The 23264-nt window shown below is 34.3% G+C and carries 18 protein-coding genes; 5 read left to right on the plus strand and 13 right to left on the minus strand.

Annotated features, from left to right (window positions below):
* Positions 1–327 precede the first annotated feature (327 nt).
* Positions 328–1821 (plus strand): methyl-accepting chemotaxis protein, encoded by a 1494-nt coding sequence (locus SLH52_RS05335; protein WP_320208250.1) that lies wholly within the window; start codon positions 328–330, stop codon positions 1819–1821.
* A 360-nt stretch (positions 1822–2181) separates the two neighbouring features.
* Positions 2182–2829 carry an SDR family oxidoreductase gene (locus SLH52_RS05340; RefSeq protein WP_320208251.1) on the plus strand — a complete coding sequence of 216 codons (648 nt, stop codon included), beginning with the start codon at positions 2182–2184 and terminating at the stop codon, positions 2827–2829.
* 324 nt (positions 2830–3153) lie between these two features.
* On the opposite strand, the gene aceA is transcribed toward SLH52_RS05340, so the two are convergent.
* From aceA to SLH52_RS05370, 6 genes are all read right to left on the minus strand, one after another.
* Entirely contained in the window at positions 3154–4437 is a 1284-nt protein-coding gene (gene aceA / locus SLH52_RS05345; RefSeq protein WP_320208252.1) for an isocitrate lyase, read from the minus strand.
* Positions 4438–4658: 221 nt separating this feature from the next.
* Positions 4659–6248: a malate synthase A gene (gene aceB / locus SLH52_RS05350; protein ID WP_320208253.1), complete on the minus strand. Its 1590-nt coding sequence runs from the start codon at positions 6246–6248 to the stop codon at positions 4659–4661.
* A gap of 147 nt (positions 6249–6395) precedes the next feature.
* The gene (locus tag SLH52_RS05355) at positions 6396–7670 is read right to left on the minus strand and encodes an MFS transporter (protein ID WP_320208254.1); all 1275 of its coding nucleotides are present in this window, start codon (positions 7668–7670) and stop codon (positions 6396–6398) included.
* 534 nt (positions 7671–8204) lie between these two features.
* The gene (locus SLH52_RS05360) at positions 8205–8912 is read right to left on the minus strand and encodes a phosphatase PAP2 family protein (RefSeq protein ID WP_320208255.1); all 708 of its coding nucleotides are present in this window, start codon (positions 8910–8912) and stop codon (positions 8205–8207) included.
* Positions 8913–8914: 2 nt separating this feature from the next.
* A complete protein-coding gene (locus SLH52_RS05365) occupies positions 8915–9847 on the minus strand; it encodes a glycerophosphodiester phosphodiesterase (protein WP_320208256.1) in 933 nt (310 codons plus the stop codon).
* 388 nt (positions 9848–10235) lie between these two features.
* Complete coding sequence (locus SLH52_RS05370) at positions 10236–11486, minus strand: M48 family metallopeptidase (RefSeq protein ID WP_320208257.1); 1251 nt, start codon at positions 11484–11486, stop codon at positions 10236–10238.
* Positions 11487–11703: 217 nt separating this feature from the next.
* Here SLH52_RS05370 and SLH52_RS05375 point away from each other — a divergent pair, with 217 nt between their 5' ends.
* On the plus strand, positions 11704–12288 hold the full coding sequence (locus SLH52_RS05375) for an SCO family protein (protein WP_320208258.1): 585 nt from the start codon (positions 11704–11706) through the stop codon (positions 12286–12288).
* Positions 12289–12445: 157 nt separating this feature from the next.
* Here SLH52_RS05375 and SLH52_RS05380 read toward each other — a convergent pair whose 3' ends face one another.
* The 4 genes from SLH52_RS05380 to SLH52_RS05395 form a co-directional block, all read right to left on the minus strand.
* Complete coding sequence (locus SLH52_RS05380; RefSeq protein ID WP_320208259.1) at positions 12446–13240, minus strand: ABC transporter ATP-binding protein; 795 nt, start codon at positions 13238–13240, stop codon at positions 12446–12448.
* Complete coding sequence (locus SLH52_RS05385; protein ID WP_320208260.1) at positions 13241–14245, minus strand: ABC transporter permease subunit; 1005 nt, start codon at positions 14243–14245, stop codon at positions 13241–13243. It lies immediately after the preceding gene.
* 285 nt (positions 14246–14530) lie between these two features.
* Positions 14531–15529: an ABC transporter substrate-binding protein gene (locus SLH52_RS05390; protein WP_320208261.1), complete on the minus strand. Its 999-nt coding sequence runs from the start codon at positions 15527–15529 to the stop codon at positions 14531–14533.
* A gap of 242 nt (positions 15530–15771) precedes the next feature.
* Positions 15772–16548 carry an enoyl-CoA hydratase-related protein gene (locus SLH52_RS05395; protein WP_320208414.1) on the minus strand — a complete coding sequence of 259 codons (777 nt, stop codon included), beginning with the start codon at positions 16546–16548 and terminating at the stop codon, positions 15772–15774.
* Between the two features lie 559 nt (positions 16549–17107).
* Here SLH52_RS05395 and SLH52_RS05400 point away from each other — a divergent pair.
* Complete coding sequence (locus SLH52_RS05400; protein WP_320208262.1) at positions 17108–17932, plus strand: hypothetical protein; 825 nt, start codon at positions 17108–17110, stop codon at positions 17930–17932.
* Positions 17933–18067: 135 nt separating this feature from the next.
* On the opposite strand, the gene SLH52_RS05405 is transcribed toward SLH52_RS05400, so the two are convergent.
* The gene (locus SLH52_RS05405; RefSeq protein ID WP_320208263.1) at positions 18068–19624 is read right to left on the minus strand and encodes a fatty acid--CoA ligase family protein; all 1557 of its coding nucleotides are present in this window, start codon (positions 19622–19624) and stop codon (positions 18068–18070) included.
* Between the two features lie 150 nt (positions 19625–19774).
* Positions 19775–20506, minus strand: a complete 732-nt coding sequence (locus SLH52_RS05410) for an MBL fold metallo-hydrolase (protein ID WP_320208264.1) — start codon at positions 20504–20506, stop codon at positions 19775–19777.
* Between the two features lie 253 nt (positions 20507–20759).
* Here SLH52_RS05410 and yhfH point away from each other — a divergent pair, with 253 nt between their 5' ends.
* Positions 20760–20888, plus strand: coding sequence for a protein YhfH (gene yhfH / locus SLH52_RS05415; RefSeq protein WP_214482421.1), 129 nt, complete (start codon positions 20760–20762; stop codon positions 20886–20888).
* Between the two features lie 125 nt (positions 20889–21013).
* On the opposite strand, the gene SLH52_RS05420 is transcribed toward yhfH, so the two are convergent.
* Positions 21014–23218 (minus strand): YhgE/Pip domain-containing protein, encoded by a 2205-nt coding sequence (locus SLH52_RS05420; RefSeq protein ID WP_320208265.1) that lies wholly within the window; start codon positions 23216–23218, stop codon positions 21014–21016.
* Between the last annotated feature and the right edge of the window lie 46 nt (positions 23219–23264).

Below are 23264 nucleotides of genomic sequence, written 5' to 3' on the forward strand. Positions count from 1 at the left end.
TAAAAATTCAAACTTTTTCTATAAATAGGACTAACTTATATCTATTACTTAATTAATATGATGATGAAGGTCTCTTATTGTTAACTTTATTGCTATTGAGACTAATATTGGACAGCAACAACTAAATTTAAGTAATTGACCTAATTTTATATGAGAAAAGATATCACGAAATCTATGTAAATACGGGTTAATTTATAAAGTGTGAACAAAGGTTGTATAAATAATTATTTGTAAAAGATATAATTTTTAGAAAAGTGTTAAGTGTTAATAAAAAATTGATATAATTATCCTATCTATCAAAAATTTGGTGTAGGAGTTGATATGTTCATGGATTCTCTTCATAATTTTTATCAAAAGGATTTAAAACAAAAAAACAAATTAATGTTAATAGTTGTCATCATTTCAATTATCTTAGGTACAGTCTCAAATATTTCAATGGAACAGCCCTTGTACATAACCGTTACGATGTTAATTGGCGGTATTCTATTGATTAGTTATGGAATTGTGACACAACTTAAAATAAAGAGTGGAGCACATTTTTATATACCTGTTGTCACAATCGTTATAGCTGCTATGTTCTATTTTATTATAACGCAAAAAGTTTTCTTTGTATCTTTAGCATATCCGTTTTATGTGTTAATGATATCTATGATACATGGTCGAAGAAGAACCCTTTTCCTTGGTTTTGTATTATCGTTAGGTATGATGCCAACGATGTTTATTCTTGATGACTACTTGAATATTAATATTTATGAAATTATAAATATCTCCATTTTACTCATACTAATAACTTGTATTATATTTACAGTTCAAAAAATAAATCGTAACCATATCTCCCAAGTAAAAGATAGTTTACAACAAATACAGCAAGCAGCACAAAAAGAAATAACTCAAAAACTCGAGATTGAAAAAGAGGCAGAAAAAATTAACCAAAAGATGGTTGACCAATATAATCATGCCTCCTCAACAATGACAAATAATATGGAAGTAGCTGCAGCTATACAACAACTATCATCAAGTAGTTTTACACAATCTGAAGCAATTACAACAATAGCTGAACAAATTGAACAAACGACAACAAATATTGAACAGATCTCTACAAATGCAGCTAAATTAAAAGAGAAATCAAGTGCTTCATCAGATCTTGCAGTTAATGGTGAACGAAAAATGGGCTATTTATTAGAAAACACGGTAGAATTAGACGTAGTCATGAAGGATTTAGCAGTTACATTTCGTGAATTGAACGAAAAAATTAACGAAACGAATATTTTGACTGAAGGAATTAAAGAAATAACAACAAAGACAAACCTACTAGCATTAAATGCATCTATTGAAGCTGCAAGAGCAGGAGATTATGGGAAAGGGTTTGCAATCGTAGCCGATGAAATACGACAATTAGCACATTTAACCGAGCAGTCAACTGAGAAGATTACTAATAATTTACAAGAAGTAAATGGAAAGACAAGCGAAGCTAATCTAAGACTAAATGAGAGCTCAGAACAGCTTAGTAAAAATGTTGACATAACGAAGGAGACAGAAAATAGCTTTCGATCCTTAAACAAAGTAGTAAATGAGTTAAACAACCAGATGATTCAATTTGAAAAGCTTGCGGATAAAGTAAACGATACATCAATTATCATCAAATCATCTACGGCAGATTTTGCTTCGACATTTGAACAAACGTCAGCAACCTTCCAACAAATAGCATCATCCGTTGACATTCAAAAAAAGAGTAGTAAAGAGCTTGTTACATATTTAGATGATACGAAGGAAAGTTTAGAAATGATGAGAAATATGTTTAATGATGAGAAGGTTGATTAATAGGGACAAGCTTGTTTTCACATTGATTATAGTTTGTCATACTTAGAAATAAACTCATTCTAATTAGCGTACATGGCATCTTTTCTTCTGTACAGATAACTAACAATGTAAAACCGCTTTTTATAGTACTAATTTAACAATAGCAACAATGTTTACGAAAAGAGCCTTATGAAGCTGAAAGTCTGACTTTGCTTCATCTTGCTGTACAATTTTTGAACAATAACAACGAAGTTTATGAAAAAAAACCTGTTATTTCATAATGATCACAGGTGAATAAAAGCTCATCTAGCTGTTCTATGAAGTTTTAATAACAACAGAACAGCCTTATAAAGCTAATAATATTAAGAGAGAAGGTATGAAATGAAAGTACTTGTTGTAGGTGCTAATGGTGGTACGGGACGAATAATATTACAATTACTCGGTCAGAATGAGGAACATGACGCTGTTGCAATGATTCGTGATGACTCACAACGTGATCACCTTATTAGTCTTGGGGCTAGCTCAACAGTTTTAGCTGATTTAGAAAAGGATATGAGCCATGCTATCGAAGGCTGTGATGCTATCATTTTCGCAGCTGGTTCAGGATCAAAAACTGGAGCAGATAAAACAAAACTCGTTGATGAACAAGGTGCAATTAACTTAATAAAAACAGCGGAAAGGTGTGGAGTTAACCGCTTTATCATGTTAAGTTCTGTTGGGGCAGATCTACCCGACCTTGGCCCTACTGAATCAATGAAAGTATATTTAAAATCAAAAGGGATAGCTGATGAATATTTAAGCAATAGCTCACTCGTATATACGATTGTCCGCCCAGGTAGGCTTTCTTACGATGCAGGAACTGGACATATTAACATATCTAAAAAACTAGCTGACTATTCAGGTGATATATCTAGAGAAGACGTGGCAAAAGTACTTGTAGAATGTTTAAACATTCAGAATACCTATGGGAAAACATTTGAAATTTTGTCTGGACAGACGGATATTATAGAAGCATTGAATAACATATAATCAATTTAAAGAGACATATTATTTTATGCCTAAAATATTTTCTCTGTAATTCAAACATAGCTCAAAACATCAAAGGCGTATCTGCTTTATAGCAGTGACAACCGTATATTTTATTCCTATTTTTTTCCTGTTAATAAATAAACACACATACAACTATAGTTTCGTGACATCTTTTTTTCTATTATATGATAATAATCACATAAGACTTTTAGTATAAATAACAACAAAGTTAAATCTAATGAAAAACACTGGCCTTTTGTGTGCCAGTGTTTTTATTCTTTATTTCATTTCCCCCATTTATTTTAACCCTAACACATTAGTTAGTTATGCATTGGTAACAAATTGTTCTTCCTCTGTTGAACCTTTTAGAGCTGTTGTTGATGATTTTCCTCCTGATACAACTTGAGACACTTCATCAAAATAACCTGTACCTACTTCTCTTTGATGCTTTGTAGCAGTGTAACCATGTTTTTCATTTCCAAATTCCGCTTGCTGCAATTCCGAATATGCAGCCATTCCTCGCTCTTTGTATCCACGAGCTAACTCGAACATACTATGATTTAACGCATGGAAGCCTGCAAGTGTTACGAATTGGAACTTATACCCCATTTTACCTAACTCTTTTTGGAATTTTGCAATCGTTTCATCATCTAGTTTTGCTTTCCAGTTAAACGAAGGTGAACAGTTGTATGCAAGAAGTTTATTTGGATATTTTTCATGAATTGCATCTGCAAACTGCTTTGCTTGCTCAAGATCAGGTGTTGACGTTTCACACCAAATTAAATCTGCATACGGTGCATATGCTAAACCTCTAGCAATTGCTTGCTCAATGCCAGGTTTCGTACGGAAGAAACCTTCAAGAGTTCTTTCACCAGTTAAAAACGCTTGATCGTTATCATCAATATCACTAGTAATCATATCAGCTGCATCGGCATCTGTTCTAGCGATCAATAGTGTTGGCACACCCATTACGTCAGCAGCTAAACGAGCAGAGATTAAGTTACGGACAGCAGTTTGTGTTGGAAGTAGAACTTTCCCCCCTAAATGACCACATTTCTTTTCAGATGACAGCTGATCTTCAAAATGCACTCCTGAAGCGCCAGCTTCAATCATTCCTTTCATGAGTTCAAAGACATTTAATTGACCACCAAATCCAGCTTCTGCATCAGCAACAATTGGTGCAAACCAATCAATTTGATCATTCTCTTCTAAATGATGAATTTGGTCTGCACGTTGTAAGGCTTGATTAATTCGTTTCACAACAGAAGGAACACTATTGGCTGGATATAAGCTTTGATCAGGATACATTTGCCCTGCTAAATTTGCATCTGCAGCTACTTGCCAACCACTTAAATAAATTGCTTTTAAACCTGCTTTCACTTGTTGAACAGCTTGATTACCTGTTAACGCACCTAGTGCATTAACGTAATCCTCCGTATGAATTAAATCCCATAACTTTTCTGAGCCTTTTTTTGCTAATGTATATTCAATATCAATCGAACCTCGAAGCTTAATTACTTCTTCTGCACTATAAGGTCTTTCAACCCCATTCCAACGCTTATCCATACTCCAGCTTTCTTCTAATTTTTGAACTCTTTCATTAGTCATAATCATATTCCTCCTTGTATTTTAAGTACTTTATCTTTCCTATTAGTTGTTAATACTTATAACAATGACTTCACAAGCTCTTCTTTTTTATATGAAGCCATTTGATGGTGATCCTATAAGAATTAGGTTTAAACAGTATCTTTTCTTCTATATAAAAGACAAAATGACATATCAAAACCTTTTATAGCTCAACCCAGCATACCTTTATTTCCAAATTTTGCTTACAAGGTTTTATACCCAGGTAAAGTTAAAAACTCTGTAAATTCATCATTTGAAATTAACTGTTCAAATAGCTCGTTTGCTTCATGATATCTACCTTTTGAAAATGTCTCTTCTCCAACCCCTTGTTTAATTTTCACAAGCTCTTCTTCTTTCAACTGTTGAACAAGCTCAGAGGTAATTTTTCTTCCATCCTCGAGAATTCCTTGAGGGTGACGTATCCATTGCCAAAGTTGCGCACGAGATATTTCAGCAGTCGCTGCATCTTCCATTAAATTATGAATTGGAGCAGCCCCTCTACCAGACAACCATGACTCAATATATTGAATTCCTACATTAATATTAGTGCGTACTCCATTCTCAGTAATTTTTCCATCTGGTACTGCGAGTAGTTCTGTAGCCGTGACGCAAACATCTTCCCGTTTTCTATATATTTGATTCGGTTCAGGCATTTCATTATTAAAGATTTCCATTGCAACAGGAACTAGCGCTGGATGTGCAACCCAGGTCCCATCATGACCGTCTAGCACTTCTCTCTCCTTGTCAGCTTGAACCTTTTTAAAAGCTTCTTCATTTGCTTTTGGATCATTTTTCACTGGAATTTGTGCAGCCATACCACCAATTGCAGGTGCACTACGTCTATGACATGTCTTAATCGCAAGCAGTGAATAAGCTCTCATAAAAGGAACTGTCATCGTAACGAGTGAACGATCAGGTAAAATAACGTGTTCAAAATTTCTTAATTTTTTAATATAGCTAAAAATATAGTCCCAACGTCCACAATTTAACCCTGCTGAATGATCGCGTAACTCGTATAATATTTCATCCATTTCAAAAGCTGCTAATATTGTTTCGATTAATACAGTAGCTTTAATTGTCCCTTGCGGAATATTGAGCTCATTTTGAGCAAAAACGAATACGTCATTCCACAATCTTGCTTCCAAGTGACTTTCGAGCTTCGGTAAATAAAAATATGGTCCGCTATTTCGTGCTAAAAGTGTTTTAGCATTATGAAAAAAATACAATCCAAAGTCTATTAAACTAGCGGACATACTCTTGCCGCCGACTGTGACATGTCTTTCTTCTAAATGCCAACCACGGGGACGTACGACCAACGTGGCAATTTCTTCATTCAAGCTATATTTTTTTCCATTTGGATTTTCAAATGTAATGGTTTTGTTCACTGCATCTCTTAGATTTATTTGTCCTTCTATACAATTTCGCCAAGTTGGAGAATTAGCATCCTCAAAATCAGCCATGAACACTTTTGCACCAGAATTTAATGCATTAATGACCATCTTTCTTTCTACAGGGCCTGTTATTTCGACTCGTCGATCCTGAAGGTCTTTAGGTATGGGAGCAATAGTCCAATCACCTCGTCGAACACCGGATGTTTCTTCCAAGAAGTCTGGCAATTTCCCAGCATCGATTTTCTGCTGTCGCTCACCTCTTTTTAGTAGTAACTCTTTTCTTCTCTCACCAAATTTTTTCTCTAACTTTTCAACAAACTTTAATGCTTCAGGTGTCAAAATTTCATCATACTGTTCATTTCTCGTACTGTGAACTTGAATACCTGACGTCTGTATCATCATCAGCAGCTACACACCCTTCCACCTATATTGTTATAATACAGTTTTATTTAACTAATAGTATTATATAACAGAATAGAGGAATTGCAAGCTATTTTTTAAAAAATCTGATAATTTTGTACGTATTTCTGACGTATCAAATAAAACTTCTTACATTTTTTTTCGAACTCCAGGCTCAGTCATTCCTGTTGTATAGCGCTCATAGCTTTTATATAGTTTGATATATAGAATTGCACTCATAAACGCAAAAAATAGAATTACGCTAAAGATCCCCATAGGAGAAATCCATTCAGCTAGGAATACAGTTAATGGGGCTAAAAATCTACCAATTGTAAACTGTAGTCTAGCTGCCCCCATATATTTTCCTCTAGCATGTTCTGGAGCATAGTTACTAACAAAATTATTTATTACTGGGGCTCTCACGATTTCTCCGAAAGTAAAAATGATTGTTAGTATAAATAGCACCCAAATGTTTGTAGTAAATCCAACTAAAAACATGCCACCTCCAGCTAAAATCGCTGAAAGAATAAAAACGTTCCGATCAGTCCAATTTTTTAACAATTTTGTTATAGGTAAAACAAAAAACACGAACAGGACACCGTTTAACACTAACATCCACGCAAAAATCTCTTTACTGTCAAGTGCTACAGAATAGTTATTCCAAACAAATAGCTTTTGTGAAGGAACATAATTAATAATGTATACTGATAAATATAAGTCTAATTGCATAATAGCGATAACAGCAGAAACGCCTCCAAGTATGTACAACAAGAAGACTTTATCTCTAAAAATCTCTCCATACCCCTTCCATTCTTCCTTAAATCCACTGGAAATAGATTTTAAATTTATTCGTTTTCTTGAGTAATTTGGCATGGATTCGTCTACCTTTACACAAATAATAATTGTGTAAACTAACATCACAATTGTGCAAGCCCATAACAATTCACTACGATAGCTAAAAAAGAAAAACGATCCTAAAACTGGCCCTATAACAGCACCAATATTATTAGCTGTCATAAAAGTTGCGTACACTCGTTTCCTCGCTTGCTGTGGTATTAAGTCAGCGATCATTGCATCACTAGCTGGTCCGTATAATGCACCTCCTAAGCCAATTCCAACAAACGCCAAATAGCTTAACCAATACGAATCTGATAAAGCAAAAATACAAAACACTATTGTTCTAATCGATGTCCCTATTAACATAGCAGCACGTCTACCTAATCTATCAGCTAGATTCCCACCAATGATAATTCCAATTATTCCTATTAAGGGGGGGATCGTCATAAGTATTCCAGCAATATTGTTTCCTAATGCACTACCGAAGTAATAAGTAATGAAAGGGAAATACATCCAATACAGCAAATTAAATAACATTTCACCAATTAACCGAATTTTTAAGCTTGTATTCCATGTACTAATTTTCATATAATTACTCCTCTCCATACGACCATTACCACTTTTTTAGTTGTTGTATAGAAAATATAGCTAAAATTGCCATAAAATTGTAGACTTATAAAAATTAATAATTTATAATAATAATATGAATATTAAGGGGATCGTCATTTTAATTTGAGTGCAGCAAAAAAAGAACATTTATTCGCACCATAAATAAAGACTCTGGATAAAAGTTTTAAAATACTTTTATCCAGAGTCCTTTTTGCTATAGGCTATTGTATTACAAACGAGTACAGCCAAATTTTATTAAACCCGAAAATGATGTTCTAATAAGTCATAATAAACAAACCACCAACGATACGAAAGAATAGTATGAATGCGGAAAAAATTAATGTGGTTTTTATAAGTACGGTTTTTTTGAACATTTTGGATTTGAAATATCAATGAGTTAGATTACCTGCTCTACTATGGAAATCGTTATGTATGATATAAAATAGAGGCACCCTCATACTCTAATGCGGGTGCCTTTATTCTAAAACATCTCATTATCATTTTTCTTAATTATTACGTTACTTGAAGAGTATCTTTATCATTTTTTTTACTTAAAGCTATTCTCTTCATCCATTGATACAAATATATCGAAATAATTAGGGTAACTATACCTAAAGCATGTCCTGCAACTACATCTGTAGGATAATGAGCTGACAGTATTATGCGACTTAGACCGATTAAAAATATTAGAATACTTCCAAAGATGCCAACGATAAACTTTGCTTTGAACGATGTTACATTCACAACAATTAAATACGTGGCCAGTCCATATGCTAACAAACCAGTCATTGCATGACCACTCGGAAAACTGTAGCCTAATGCATCGATAGCAGGATCGATCAAAGGTCGTTCCCTTTGATAAAAATCTTTAATCGCTTTATTAAATTCATTTTGCAAAATAACCATCGTTATGAGTAGAATAATACCTTTGAAATCACGATATCTCCATATTAACCATACTAACATTATAACTAGCATTGTGATGACACCAGGCTTATTCCCAAGCCAAGTGATTTTCGCAAATACTTGATATAAAAATGATTGAGACTCTAAGACGAAGATATTTCTTATTGCTGTATCAAAGGCTACTTGTTCAGACTGTTGAACGACCTCAGCTATAATAAAGAATATGGCAACCGCAACAAAACAAATAGTTATATATCCAATATGATGAGCGACAGGGCGTTTATTTCTCACTACAGGTTGTCTATTAATCTCCATATTTATTTATCTACTCCTTTTTGACGTAATAAATGAATAACTTTATTCGGATAATCTGTCATTATTCCATCGGCACCTTGTTCAAGTAAATATTCTACCATGTCTAAATCATTAATTGTCCAGTATTGGACAGCAATATTTCTTTCATGTGCTGCATCAATTAATTTTTTTGTAGTAAGATCAAAAATACTTGAGTGAGTAGGTAGTTGTAAAGCTTGTTCCTTTAACGGAATAATATTTCCTAAAAATAGCTTTTGAAAAATGACATATTTTTTCGTAGTAGCACTTGCAGTACTTATAGCAACTTCTCCATTAGTAATATCGTAAAAATAATTTGCTATTTCGTCATAGAAAGATCCTATAATCACTTTATCTTGCATTCCAAATTGAAAAATAATATCAGCAAATTCATCTGCTAACTTCGTATCATTTTCTTTAATTTCTATGACCATAGGGAAATGACTATACGATTCAAACACTTCGGTTAGAGTTGGGATCGTAACACCTTTACCTCTATAAGTAAATGAGCCATCTGGACCTACAAAATGATAGCCAGCGTCAAACGATTTCAATTCTTCAACAGAATATTCAGATACTTTACCCTCTCCATTAGTTGTTCGATCAATTGTTTCATCATGCATTACTACTACTTGTCCATCTTTTGATAGTCTCACATCAAATTCTAACATATCTACTCCGAGTGAATCAGACAGTTTGAATGCCTCTAACGTATTTTCAGGGGCTATTCCAGCTCCTCCACGGTGTGCGATCACATCTGGCTTTCCACCTTCACGCAGAAGAGTATTACTTTCATTCTTCTTAACTGGAATGATTTGGACAATCAAAAAGAACAAAATGATTACAGCTAGTACAATTAATAACATATTTCTTACAAACCTTCCTCTCGTTTTCCTCTTCTCAGTTACAATTTCCAAACATATTTCCCCCTTGTTTTTCTATATAAATATAGCTCAATCACAACAACAATAAGGATATTTTACACTGTTAATATTAATTTTATATTATTTAATTATATATTTATATAAAATCATGCTAATTCTTATAAAAAATGTAAGCGCTTAAAGTCACCGACTATTTAGGAACTATGAATAAATGTGGTATCTTTTCATCTGTAAAACGATGACAGCCTCATATAAGTTCATCCTGCTACGCTTCTTTAGCCCAGTTTTTATAGTATAGCTAAACGCTTCACTACTTTTCTATAATAAAATATTATATCAGATGAAGTAAGCACTCCACCTGACACTTTTTACCATATTTAAAACAAAATCACTTGTACTTATGCTTTCTAGCGTTTCTTAGTTATTTTTGCTCCTCTATATAAGCAATTCGCTCTAGTATAGTTGGATGACCATATCTAAATATTTTTACAATAAATGGAGGGTTCACTTGACTAAGTCCCGCACGTGACAATTCTTGAAAAGTTTGAATGGCTGCTTCATTGTCCTTAGTCATATCAATCGCGTATACATCTGCTGTATGCTCCTGATATCTAGAAACAACGTTTTCCAATGGGCTTGCTATAAATGTTAGCATTGAAAATACAAGTAACAACAAAGGAAGTGCATTTAGCTCTCTTAAGTCACGAATATGTAGAATATCCTTCCACCTATGAATGCAAAAATGTAGAATTTTATTAGTTAAATATAAGCCAATAAGAGAGACAATTAAATAACCCGCTATACCAAAATAAATATGCTTTTTCACATAGTGCCCCATTTCATGAGCCATGATAAATAAAATCTCTTGTTCATTAAGCCTGTTTAATGTTGTATCCCATAACACAATTCTTGAGTTATTCCCTATTCCAGTGACATAAGCATTTAAGGCATTTGTTTTTTCAGACATATTAACCTCAAATACGTGATCAGCAGGGATGTTCGCTTGTTCTGCCATTTGTAGAATTTCCGCTTCAAGCTCTTTATTTTTAAGTTCATAAAAATCGTTATAAAGAGGATCAATAATCACTGGTTGTACAAACATTAAAAATAAGGAAAATGGGATTGACAAGACCCATGCATAAAACCACCATCGCTTCTTTGCTTTTGTAATGAGAAAAAATAAAGCATAGGCGATCATGACCAAGAATCCAAAATCAAGCCAGAAATCGATTAATCGGTCTTTTAACCACCCTGATGTAGATTGAGTAGAAATATTGTACATTTTAGAAAAGGTGAAGCTAATCCAACTAAGTGGTAGTTTTAAAACGCCAACAAAAATAGATAACCAAAATACATAAATTGGAATTTGTACAATTTTTCTTTTAGAAGTTATTTGCGCCCAAGTATTGAATTTGTATGATATTCCTAACAATAGTACAAATAAATAGATTATCCATTCGAATGGTAAGGAGAGAAAAAATATCAAATTTCTTATTTGTGAATACTCTTCACTCAACATAAGCTCACGTTCATTTAAGAACGTAGTAGGATCCGCTCCTGATCCCCTATACTGTATCGGAATTGATGTATCAGCCCAATAAAAAATATACATAGCTATAAATAGACTAAATAGCACATACGAAATTAACGTCCAACCTACAATTTTTCTCATGAATGTTAGATTCTCCCCCTTGTACTAAGTATAGCTTGCCTCCTTACTAATTGTAAGAAAAATCAGATAAAATTAGTACAAAATTAGCGATAATTTTTTTGTCATACAAAATTCATGGATATAGACACATGAATATGCAATGTTCATGTATGATTAGTATGTATAGAACCGACTTAATTTATATTGTCAAATTCGAATGGCGTATTGGAGTGATTTCATGAAAAAGCTTTATATTACATTTGTCACCTTATTAGTACTCGGTATTTCATCAGGAATATTCTACTTTTCAGTTTATAAACAATCAGGAATGGAATTTCCGGAAGACGTTGCCATGGAAACAGCTTACGGAGAGCCATTTTCATTTACTACAATGGAACCAAAGGTACGTCTACTAGAATTTATTTACACAAATTGCCCAGATATTTGTCCAGTAACAACTTATAAAATGAAGCAACTGCGTGAAGAATTTGAACAAGAAGGCGTCTTTGGGAATAAAGTTGAATTCATAACAATTACAATTGATCCCGCATACGATACAAAAGAAGTGTTACAGGAATATGGCAAAGCATTTGAATTAGAGCAAGGTGGCCCATGGTATCTTCTTCGTGGAAGTGAGGAAGATACAAAAAAAGTTGCCGATGCGTTTGAATTCTTATATAGAGATCCAGGTGATGGACAATTTATTCATTCAGCCTATACATATTTATTAGACGATGAAAATAACATCATTGAAATTTTTGGTATGGGAGAAGGCTTTGACAAAGAGCGTGTATTCAAAAGAATAATGAGAACAATCGATTAAGGCATGCTTTCAGTGCTTGTCAAAGATATTAGAACATCACACGTAGTTATTTCTTTGTACACATACAACAAGCCGTGCGAAAACAGACTATATGTAAAACCGGTGGGGAGTCCCCACCGGCTTTTATGTTAATCAAGTCTGCTATATAGCGCTTATTTTACAACAAAACCGATCGATCACTTGTAAACCCTGAACCACGAATGCGCTGAAACTCTGCTAATAGCTGCTCTACAGTCAATTTCTTTTTCTCTTCTCCGCTAGCTTCAAAAATAATTTGACCTTTATCCATCATAATTAAACGGTTGCCCAAGTCAAGAGCTTGTTGCATATTATGGGTGACCATTAAAGTCGTTAGCTTATTCTTTTCTACAATTTCTTTAGTTAAATTTGTGATTAATTCTGCCCTAGCAGGATCTAATGCTGCTGTATGTTCGTCTAGTAGCAATATTTTTGGATCAGTGAATGACGCCATTAATAAAGACAATGCTTGACGTTCACCACCTGATAATAAGCCTACTTTTGCATTTAAGCGATCTTCTAGCCCCAAGTGAAGTGTCTCAAGCTGTTCTTTAAAAAACACCTTACGCTTTTTTGTTACACCCTTGTGTAAAGTTCTTCTTTTTGTTCTCGAAAAAGCCATTGCCAAATTCTCTTCAATCGTCATCGTCGGCGCAGTACCTGCCATCGGATCTTGAAATACTCTGCCGATATATTGAGCTCGCTTATGTTCTGGTAGATTCGTTACTTGTTGCCCATCAATTATAACCTCACCTATGTCGGGGAAAATCCTACCTGACACAACATTCATCAGCGTTGATTTCCCTGCACCATTACTTCCTATGACCGTCACGAAATCTCCTTTATTTAATGATAACGTTATGTGATCTAATGCAATTTTTTCATCAAGCGTTCCTTCGTTAAAAACTTTGAAGATATGGTTAAAATCAAGCATCTATATCACCTCTTTATTCGCTAGTTGCTCGTGATCATTTGCGAATGCTTGTAATCGTTGCTTTTTGCGTTTTTTGACTCTACGTGATTCAAATATTTTAGGAATAATTAATGCACAGACAACTATGACTGCAGTAATTAACTTCAAATCACCTGGTTCTAGAAATTCTACACGCAAAGCAATACTTACAACAATGCGGTAAATAATTGCACCACCGATCACGGCAAATGTCGTTCGCATAATCGATTTCGTACCAAATATTGCTTCACCAATAATAACTGAGGCCAAGCCAATAATAATGATACCTATTCCCATTCCGACATCACTAAATCCATTATATTGTGCAATGATTGCACCAGAGAAAGCGACAAGTGCATTGGATATTCCTAGTCCAACTACTGTTAAAGCATTCGTATTTGCTGAAAAGCTACGAATCATATTTTTATTGTCACCAGTGGCGCGTAGTGCAAGTCCAATCTCCGTTTGAAGAAAGCGATCTAACATAAGTTTTATGGCAAATGTAATTATAATCATAAAAATAACAATTGCCCAAGTTTTTGGAATATACCCTGAATACCCTAATGCTCTCAACACATTAACTACACCCGTATCAAAACCTAAATTCTTCCAAAAATCTGTTAAAATTGTAACCACTGTTGTTTCATTTAACATCGGTATATTTGATCTTCCCATTATACGAAGATTAATAGAATATAATGCAATCATCATTAAAATCCCTGATAACAGCGGATTTATTTTTCCTTTCGTATGAAGCAAACCTGTGATACAACCAGCAATAAATCCCGCTAGTAAAGAAGCAATTGTAGCAATAAAAGGATTGATACCATTTACTATTAAAATTGCGGCTACGGCTGCTCCAGTTACAAAACTCCCATCAACGGTTAAGTCTGGAAAGTCTAAAATTCGAAATGATAAGTATACACCTAATGCCATGATTGCATAAATAATACCTGACTCAAATGCTCCGAATATTGCTGTAGGCATAGTATTTTCACCCTTCCAGTTAAAAAATATATTTTTTCCATAAGTTGTTATGAAAAGCGCAAGCGCCTGGTAATCCCTTGAGGCTGCGTTTCACAAGAAGGCGCTTTTTGCCTTTTTGATAAAATGCCTAAGTGACCTCGAAGAGATAGGCGCTGGAACTGTTCATCGATAATTCTCATACAAAGAATGAGCTCTCTCAAAATGTTATACTTTCTTATCTTTCAAACAGAAAAATATGTTCCTTTCTTCTATATATAAGAAAGGAACACAATAGTAATCTATTCATTACTCTTCATTTAAATATTCAGCTATATCATCCCACTTGCTATTTATATCGATACCCATATTTTCAGCTGCTTTTTTGTTAATCTGTAATTTTAAGTTTTGAGGGTACTGTACTGGTAGTTCTGAAGTTGTTTTTTCTCCTGTTAATATTTGTGCTGCCATCTCACCAGCTTCATAGCCAATATCAAAGTAGTCAAAACCGTAAGCAGCAAATCCACCATTTTCAACTGAATCAAGTTCACCAACAAACAATGGAATATCATTTTCTTCTGCTACCATGATGACTGATTCTAACGCACTAACAACAGTATTATCTGTAATAATGTATATCACATCAACATTTCCAATGAGAGATTCAGTCGCTTGCTTTACCTCAGCAGATGTTGACACAGATGCTGAGACAATTTCAAGATCTGTTCCTTCCATTGCTTCTTCCACTAGCTCGACTTGTGCATTGGAATTTTGTTCTCCAGAGTTGTATACCATCCCAACACGTTTCCCTTCAAAATATTGGTCGATAAATTCAACTGTATTTGGTACTGCATCTGGATGTGTATCTGTTGTACCCGTTATATTCGATCCAGGCTTATCCATTGCTTCTACTAACTCAGCACCAACCGGATCAGTTACAGACGTAAACACGATTGGAATTTCACTCGTTTCATTTAACACACCTTGAGCACTTGGAGTTGAATTAGCAAAAATTAAGTCTACATTATCTCCCACTAACTTCTCGGCTATTAAGTTACTCGTATTAGGATCACCTTGAGCAATTTGAACGTCATATTCAACCTCTAATCCTTTATCTGCTAATGCTTGCTTAAATCCATTAAACGCAGCATCTAATGAGTCATGCTCTACAATCTGTGTCACACCTATTTTATATGTTTCTCCAGCATTCCCCGTATTGGATCCATTGCTCTCGCTAGAGCCACAGCCACTCAAAATTAATACTGATGCAAGTGTACTGCCGAGTATACCTTTCAAACTTTTTTTCATCTTTTAAAACCCCCTCGTAAACTATTATTCTATATTTCCTTTGTTACTTTTATGCTTTTACGCTTTTATGCTTCGGTGCTTTTATGCATTAAATTATACATGAATAATATAAAACATCAAGATTTTTTTCTAAAATAAGCAATAACTGTTCCATTTGAACAAAGAACATAGCCTATAAGACTCTTATTTAAGGTACACTAAATAATATATGAATATTATTAATTATCCAAAAATATTCCTCGTTATTTTCCATTAAATTTAGGAGGTCGCTTCTCAGAAAATGCATGTAGAGCTTCCAATCGATCTTCGGTCGGAATTGTTACTTCATATGCCTTTCTTTCAATTTCCAGACCTGTTTGTAAATCAGTATTCATCCCCTGCTTTATAGCAAACTTTGCTTGTTGTAAAGCAATAGGGCCATTTTTCAGCATTTCATTAGCAAATTGTATACTTTCGTCTATTAAATGATCTTTAGGTACAACTTTAGTAACTAAACCATACGTTAAAGCCTGTGCAGAATTTAACCTTTTAGCTGTCAAAATTAATTCTAGAGCTTTTTCTGTTCCTATTATTCGAGGTAGACGTTGTGTACCGCCAGCACCTGGAATAATAGCTAAACTCGTTTCAGTTAAGCCTAATTGTGTACCTTCAACAACGAAACGGAAATCACAAGATAGAGCTAACTCGAGTCCACCACCAAATGCATAACCATTTATTGCAGCAATAGTCGGTTGAGGTAGTTTATCAATGTTTGTGAATAATTGACCAATTTTAGTCAAATTTCTTTTTACCTCTGTGTCAGATAATGTTCTTCTCTCTTTTAAGTCTGCGCCTACTGAAAATGCCTTATCACCTGTCCCTGTAAAAATAACAACTCTAATGTCATTACTAGCATGTATTTCTTCAATCGTTTTCTCTAAACTACATAGCAAATCGTAATTAAAACAATTAAGAGCATCAGGACGATTTAATGTAACAGTTGCAATATGATTTTCGACATGAAATTTTACGACACTAATAAGATCACCTACTTCATTTATTCATAGTTATTGTTCTAATTCTAAGTTAAATGGATAAATTCCTTTTTTTAAAGGAAAATCATTCAGAAAATTTTGTTTTTTATAGAAGTATGCGTTGTTTGACAAAATATAAACATGTATACATTTAGCGTTCTTGGCATCTTTTTTACATTTAAAATGATTAAGTTCTTATAAAACTCATCGTAGTGTCCATTATTAGTAATGCTGTTTTCAAATTGATTGTTGTTTTTCGTATTAAGAAATAAACAAGTAGTCAACTAACATTCGTGGTACCTTTTCTCCATACGACGATGCCCAACATATCAAACCACTTGTTATCGTACTAATTTGATAACAATAGCAACAGAGTTTAAGAAAAGAGCTTTGACAAACTATTTACATGTATAAATGTCATGAAATTGTGATACTTTTCACATTGATAGTAAAGAATTTTAGCAGTATAATTATGGTATACCGAACGTTCGATACGTTATCATTCAAATTTTTTCATGACATTATTTTATATTAAAAATTAAATAACGTAGAGGATGAGATGATTATGAATATTACCATTTGGCCACACGTAATTACTATGCCTATTTACTTTACAGTTTTAATATTCATCGTCGCTTTTTTCAGAAAACACTATAAACTAGCAGCTTATTTTTGGATTGCATCTCTATTTACATTCCCATTATGGATTCTAGGTGGAGTTGAAGGATGGTTTCGCTGGGCGAAAATATTAAGTGTCATCATACCAACCATCATCGTTGGCTTTTCGCGTATAGCCGTTTACGAAAATAAAAAAGGTAAAATATGGGATGTTTTAAAATCAGAGCAATTTCTATGGTTTTTCTACGCCATCTTGTTTTTAAATATTATGGAAGCAACGATAAAAGATGCTACTATGGGTAATTATTTTAATGCAGCAACCGGGTTTCTCTTATGTGTCACCATACCATTCGCTCCAAAGTTTTGGAAGATTACTACTGAAAAACATGGAGATCTTATAGCTTATACGACTGCTTCTTGGAACTTTCTCTATACAACATGGAACGCTTGCTTCGTCTATGCTGAGAGTCCTGTCTATTTTGCGAGTTCATTAACTATTTTACTTGCAGCAGAGCTATACCCATTGATGAAAGGACGTCCAGAATTATATATTATTGCTCGAGTATATACACTAGCTGCACACCTGCTCTTAAGAGCAAGTTTTGATATATTCCCTATGACGATGGATTCCTCTTCTTGGTATAATCCAGAAGTATTAAAAACATGGGGTATGATTAACTTCATCTTAATCGTTCCATATGTCTTTTGGCATATGTGGCAATTACAAACTGGAAAAGCCGAAAAAAGCTTTAGACGTCAGCGCGCGGCATAATTTCCATCACTATTTGATTTTTTGAAAGCGCTTTACAAATTAAAGGTCAGACCCTAGCTAAACTGGGGATCTGACCTTCATGCTGTTCATCTATTTGTATATGTTACAATTAGCCTATATCTTATGATGCTTCAATTATAAGCTTGTTGTTGCTTGCTGTTTTAAAGCACGTCTTAATATTTTTCCTGTTGTGTTTTTTGGTAACTCTTCTATAAACTCTATTGAGGTAGGGGTTTTATATTTTGCTAGATGCTCTATACAATAATCAAGGACTTCTTTCTCAGTAAGTTGATTGTTTGTTGTTACTACAAAGCTTTTTACTGCCTCACCAAAGTTCGGATCTGGAACACCAATGACTGCAGCCTCGATAATATCTGGATGATTATATAGAACCTCCTCTACTTCTCGTGGATATACATTATATCCACCTACTAGTACCATGTCTTTTTTTCTATCTACAATATAAAAATACCCCTCTTCATCCATACGTGCCAAATCACCAGTGTATAACCACCCATCCATAATTGTATGAGCAGTTTCTTCAGGCATTTTATAATAACCTTTCATCACATTTGGCCCACGAACAATAAGCTCACCTACTTGTCCCGGTGGTACCTCCTCACCCATTTCGTCAACTACCTTATTTTCTATATTAAAAATACTTGTACCAATAGAGCCTGGTTTTCTTGGACGATCTAGCGGATTAAAGGCTGTTACTGGAGATGCTTCAGACAATCCGTAACCCTCTGATACGATAACATTAAACTTTTGTTCAAAACCTTTTAACAGTGCTACTGGCATTGATGCACCACCAGAAATACAAAGACGTAAAGATGCTAAATCTTCTTTATTTCCGTCTGGATGTTGTAATAAAAAGTTATACATCGTTGGGACACCTGCAAAAACTGTCGCTTCATATGTCTTTGCAACACGAAATACTTCTTCGGGACTAAACTTTGGTAATATTATCAACGTTCCGCCATTCATAAGTGGAGCATTCAGTGCAACGGTTAGGCAAAACACATGAAACATCGGTAATGTAGTAATTACTCGGTCAGTATCACTTAATTTTAAATATTGTGCAACATCTATCGCATTACTATACAAATTTTTATGAGTCAGCATTGCCCCTTTTGGTTTACCTGTTGTTCCTGATGTATAAAGGATAACTGCTACATCATCTTCAGCTAATGTTGGACCTTCATAATTAAAACTTCCTAATGAGATTATCTTTGAAAACGATTTCATTTTTTCTAATGTAACAATTGCTGATGAATCAATACCGGCGTCTTTTCCTTGTGGTGTTTCACAATAAATGATATGTTCGACACCTTTCATGATAGGAAGCATAGGTTCTACTTGTGGAAGTAAAACATCAAAGGTAATAATCGCTTTAACATCCCCATTATTAACGATATAACTAATTTCATCGGCAGTATAAATAGGATTAATAGGTATAATAGTTGCTCCTACCTTCAATGCACCGTAAAGCGAAATTACAAAGTAAGGTGAATTACCTAATAAGAGTGCAATGTGATCCCCTTTGCCAATACCTAGTTTGTCTAACCCACTAGCAAACGCATTCACAGCACTATCTAGCTCAGCATATGTGCTAGCTTTATCTTGAAAAATATAAGCTGGTTTTGCTGGGTATTTCTGTGCAGATTCTGACAAGCGCGAAGTTAAATTCAAAATACTCCCTCCCTATTATAATGAATGAGTAACCATTCATTTTTTCGGCATATTAATATACACTTCTATTATATTGAAATAATCTAGTTTACTCAAGGAACGAAATAAAAAATTTCTGAAATTTATTTCATTTCATTATTTTTAACTATTTCAACCCCAAACATAGCCAGTTTTTGCAAGAGTTACATTACCTTGATATAGTTTTTCAGCTTCCCTAATTAATTGTTCATGATCACCAAAATGTGGAAGATGCGTAAGTAAAAGTTCCTTGACATTACCTTTATTTGCGATAAAACCAGCTTCTTCACTAGTCATGTGTCCAGCGTTCGTTCCATTTTGATTTGCATATAAATTGCTTTCACAAATAAATAAATCGGCTTGTTGAGCAAATGAAATAAATTTATTATCAAAACTGGAGTCAGCTGTATAAACAATTGATTGATCACCTGCTTGTATTTCCATAGCATAGCACATTACTGGGTGAACTGTTTGCATAAAGGTAACGGAAAAAGGTCCAATGTGTAATTTTTTTTCAGGGTTATATGCAATTCCTCTTGAAATATTTTTATACGATAGCCTATCAAACTCTATTTGATCATGTGAATGTCCATAAATCGGTAGTTCCTTCAGTTCTTTCCCCATAAATCTGTGAATTAACAAAGCATATTGTAGAGGACCAATGTCTGCAATATGATCATGATGATAGTGAGAAAGTAAAACAGCATCAAGTTGGTCAATTTGAATAAATTTTTGCAGTTGCGATAGAACCGCGCTACCGCAATCAACCAATAATGAAAAACCTTCATGCTCAATTAAATAACCTGACGTTGCTTCCCCTGCGGCAGGATACCCACCCCAATATCCAATTACAGTCATCTTCATCTTCATTCTTCCTTTCAAAATACTCCTATTTCATTTCATTGTACCCTTTTACACTTAAATATTACACTCTACATAAACCTGCCAGAACCTAACCGATCTTCGTTAAATATCGCTGGTAACACTTAAAAACCATTTATGATGGATGTATGCTATCAATTTTGCCTATTTACAAGCTTTGTTACAAAACAGTTATTGACTGGATGAATCTGTTATAATACAATATATACATAACATAATTCGGAGGGGATACGAAATGATCGAGAAAAGTAGTGACTTCTTCAAAAACTTACCACCAAAAAAATGTACTGATTGTAATAAAGAAATAGATGAACAGCATGAATGCTATGGTAACATCTGTAACGATTGTCTTCATGTTAAATAATAAATTTATAAATAATAGCCTGCTGATAACGAATCAGCAGGCTTTGTTCTATGCTCTAATATTTTTATCTTTATTTCAAGAATCAGTTGAATAGACTCTCCACTTGAAATTCCAAGATTTGTTCATTATGATTGTGCAGCATTTGCTCCATATTTACGCTTAAACTGCATTACAAAATATAATAGCGTTCCTAATGACATCAATACAATGAACATTAAAAGGATTGTTGCATTTTGCCACATAAATCCATAATCACCGCTTGATATAACTGCCTTCAACCCTGAAACTGTATAGGTCATTGGTAATAATGTATTAAACGGTTGTAATACATCTGGAATTACTTCTAACGGGAACGTTCCGGCACTAGTTGTTAATTGCAAAATTAAAATAACTATTGCTAAGAAGCGTCCTGGATCATTAAAGCAAGTCACTAAAAACTGAATCAATGTGATAAAGGTTACACTAGTTAGAATGCTAAACAAGATAAATAATGGGACACTTTTCACTTCAAGACCTAAGCCATATAATAGCACTGCATCGGCTATTAGCGCTTGAATTATACCAACTATAACCAGTACTCCAAATTTACTAATAAACCAACTAAACGGATTTTTTGGCGCTGCGATCGTTTCACGTAAAGGAAATACAATCGACAAGAGCAATGCCCCCACAAACAACCCTAAACTTAAGAAGTATGGCGCAAACCCTGTTCCATAGTTTGGTACTTCATTCATTTTCTTTTCTTCGACTGTTACTGGGTCTGCGAACATATTATACATATCATCGTTACCTGATATTTCCGATGTCTCTGTGGAGGCATCAGTTAATTTCGTAGAAAGTTCATTCGCTCCTTCAGAAAGCTCTCCAAACCCATCAATTAAGTCTATAGATCCATCTGCTAATTGACTAGCTCCATCTTCTAGCGCCAAAGAGCCAGTTGCTAATTCATCTATACCAGCTGATAATTTATTACTACCGTCTAGTAAATTGCCAGTACCTACTTGTGCCTCTGTAATCTTTTCTCCGAATAATTGAAGCCCACCTACAAGTTGATCTTGACCATCTAACAGTTTAGTAGCACCATCAACTAGCACCTGTTGCCCTTCAGCCAACTCGATTATTCCAGTTTGTAACGCAAGTTGTCCTTGATGAAGCTTATTCATTTCTGTTGAAAGTACTGTTGCACCACCATTAATTTCGTCAGCAGCAACCGTTAACTGTTCTAATCCACCATTTACTTCTTTACTTCCATCTATTAAGCTCGCCATGGTTACTTTAAGTTGTTCCTTTTGTTCCTCAGGTAACGAATCAAACATCGGTTGAATCACTTCATTTAATTGTTCAATACCAGTTGATAACTGGGCAGATCCAGCTGCAGTTTGTTCTGCTGCTTGTTTCCATTGTTCTATGGATCCAATTAACTGTTGTGTCCCATCATTTAACTGTAAGGATCCATCTGTTAATTGAGGTATAGAAGACTGAGCTGTTTCCACTCCCTGAAGTGATTGTTGCAAACCATTTGACAATTGTTCTGTACCATTTTGAGCTTCAAGAGCTCCAGCTAACAATTCTTCCTGGCCTGTCTTCATTTCCCCAAATCCATCTTTTAAAGCTGTTACGCCATCAACTAATTCTTTTGAACCATTATTTGATGCTTGTAACCCTTCCTTAAATGTAATTGTATTGCTTGCTAGCTTTGCTAAATTTTCTTGCAACGTAATTGCACCATCGTTTAGTTCGGTAACTCCATCATCAATCTTACTTGCACCATCACTAGCCTCTGTTAAACCATCTGCTAATTCATCAACATTGTCAAATAGGCTTTCTGCGAATGTTGCACTAATTTCATTCGCTAGCTCGCCTTTAATTTTTTCAATTGCAGATTCTCCAATTTGTCCAGCAAGAAAGTTATAACTTTCATTAGGTATATATTTAAGCTCTAGCTTGGTAGGGTTATCTTCTAACAATGTTGTAGCACGCTCAGAAAAATCTACTGGAATTTCAACCATCATATAATAATCTAGATTATCCAACCCTTCTTGAGCTACATTTTCATCTACAAAATCCCATCCAAAACCTTCATTATCTTTTAATTGATCTACTAAATCATCTCCTATGTGCAGTTCTTCATCATTATACACTGTACCAATATCTTGATTTACGACTGCTACAGGTAAACGATCCATCTGATCGTATGGATCCCAGAAAGCCCATAAAAACATTCCACTATATAACAGCGGAATAAACATTAACACAATGATTGGAACAATGAGTTTCTTGTTCGTTACCATCGCTTTTAGTTCTTGTATTAACAGTGATATTCCTCTCATAGTATCCCCCTAGTAACATTTGACTGTTTTGTTCATTTGGTCAATA

The sequence above is a fragment of the Cytobacillus sp. IB215665 genome (assembly GCF_033963835.1).
GTDB lineage: Bacteria > Bacillota > Bacilli > Bacillales > SM2101 > Nanhaiella.

Coding starts and splice junctions, on each gene's coding strand:
- SLH52_RS05335 (WP_320208250.1), top strand. CDS start 328: ATGGATTCTCTTCATAATTTTTATCAAAAGGATTTAAAACAAAAAAAC.
- SLH52_RS05340 (WP_320208251.1), top strand. CDS start 2,182: ATGAAAGTACTTGTTGTAGGTGCTAATGGTGGTACGGGACGAATAATA.
- aceA (WP_320208252.1), bottom strand. CDS start 4,437: ATGACTAATGAAAGAGTTCAAAAATTAGAAGAAAGCTGGAGTATGGAT.
- aceB (WP_320208253.1), bottom strand. CDS start 6,248: ATGATGATACAGACGTCAGGTATTCAAGTTCACAGTACGAGAAATGAA.
- SLH52_RS05355 (WP_320208254.1), bottom strand. CDS start 7,670: ATGAAAATTAGTACATGGAATACAAGCTTAAAAATTCGGTTAATTGGT.
- SLH52_RS05360 (WP_320208255.1), bottom strand. CDS start 8,912: ATGGAGATTAATAGACAACCTGTAGTGAGAAATAAACGCCCTGTCGCT.
- SLH52_RS05370 (WP_320208257.1), bottom strand. CDS start 11,486: ATGAGAAAAATTGTAGGTTGGACGTTAATTTCGTATGTGCTATTTAGT.
- SLH52_RS05375 (WP_320208258.1), top strand. CDS start 11,704: ATGAAAAAGCTTTATATTACATTTGTCACCTTATTAGTACTCGGTATT.
- SLH52_RS05380 (WP_320208259.1), bottom strand. CDS start 13,240: ATGCTTGATTTTAACCATATCTTCAAAGTTTTTAACGAAGGAACGCTT.
- SLH52_RS05385 (WP_320208260.1), bottom strand. CDS start 14,245: ATGCCTACAGCAATATTCGGAGCATTTGAGTCAGGTATTATTTATGCA.
- SLH52_RS05390 (WP_320208261.1), bottom strand. CDS start 15,529: ATGAAAAAAAGTTTGAAAGGTATACTCGGCAGTACACTTGCATCAGTA.
- SLH52_RS05400 (WP_320208262.1), top strand. CDS start 17,108: ATGAATATTACCATTTGGCCACACGTAATTACTATGCCTATTTACTTT.
- SLH52_RS05410 (WP_320208264.1), bottom strand. CDS start 20,506: ATGAAGATGACTGTAATTGGATATTGGGGTGGGTATCCTGCCGCAGGG.
- yhfH (WP_214482421.1), top strand. CDS start 20,760: ATGATCGAGAAAAGTAGTGACTTCTTCAAAAACTTACCACCAAAAAAA.
- SLH52_RS05420 (WP_320208265.1), bottom strand. CDS start 23,218: ATGAGAGGAATATCACTGTTAATACAAGAACTAAAAGCGATGGTAACG.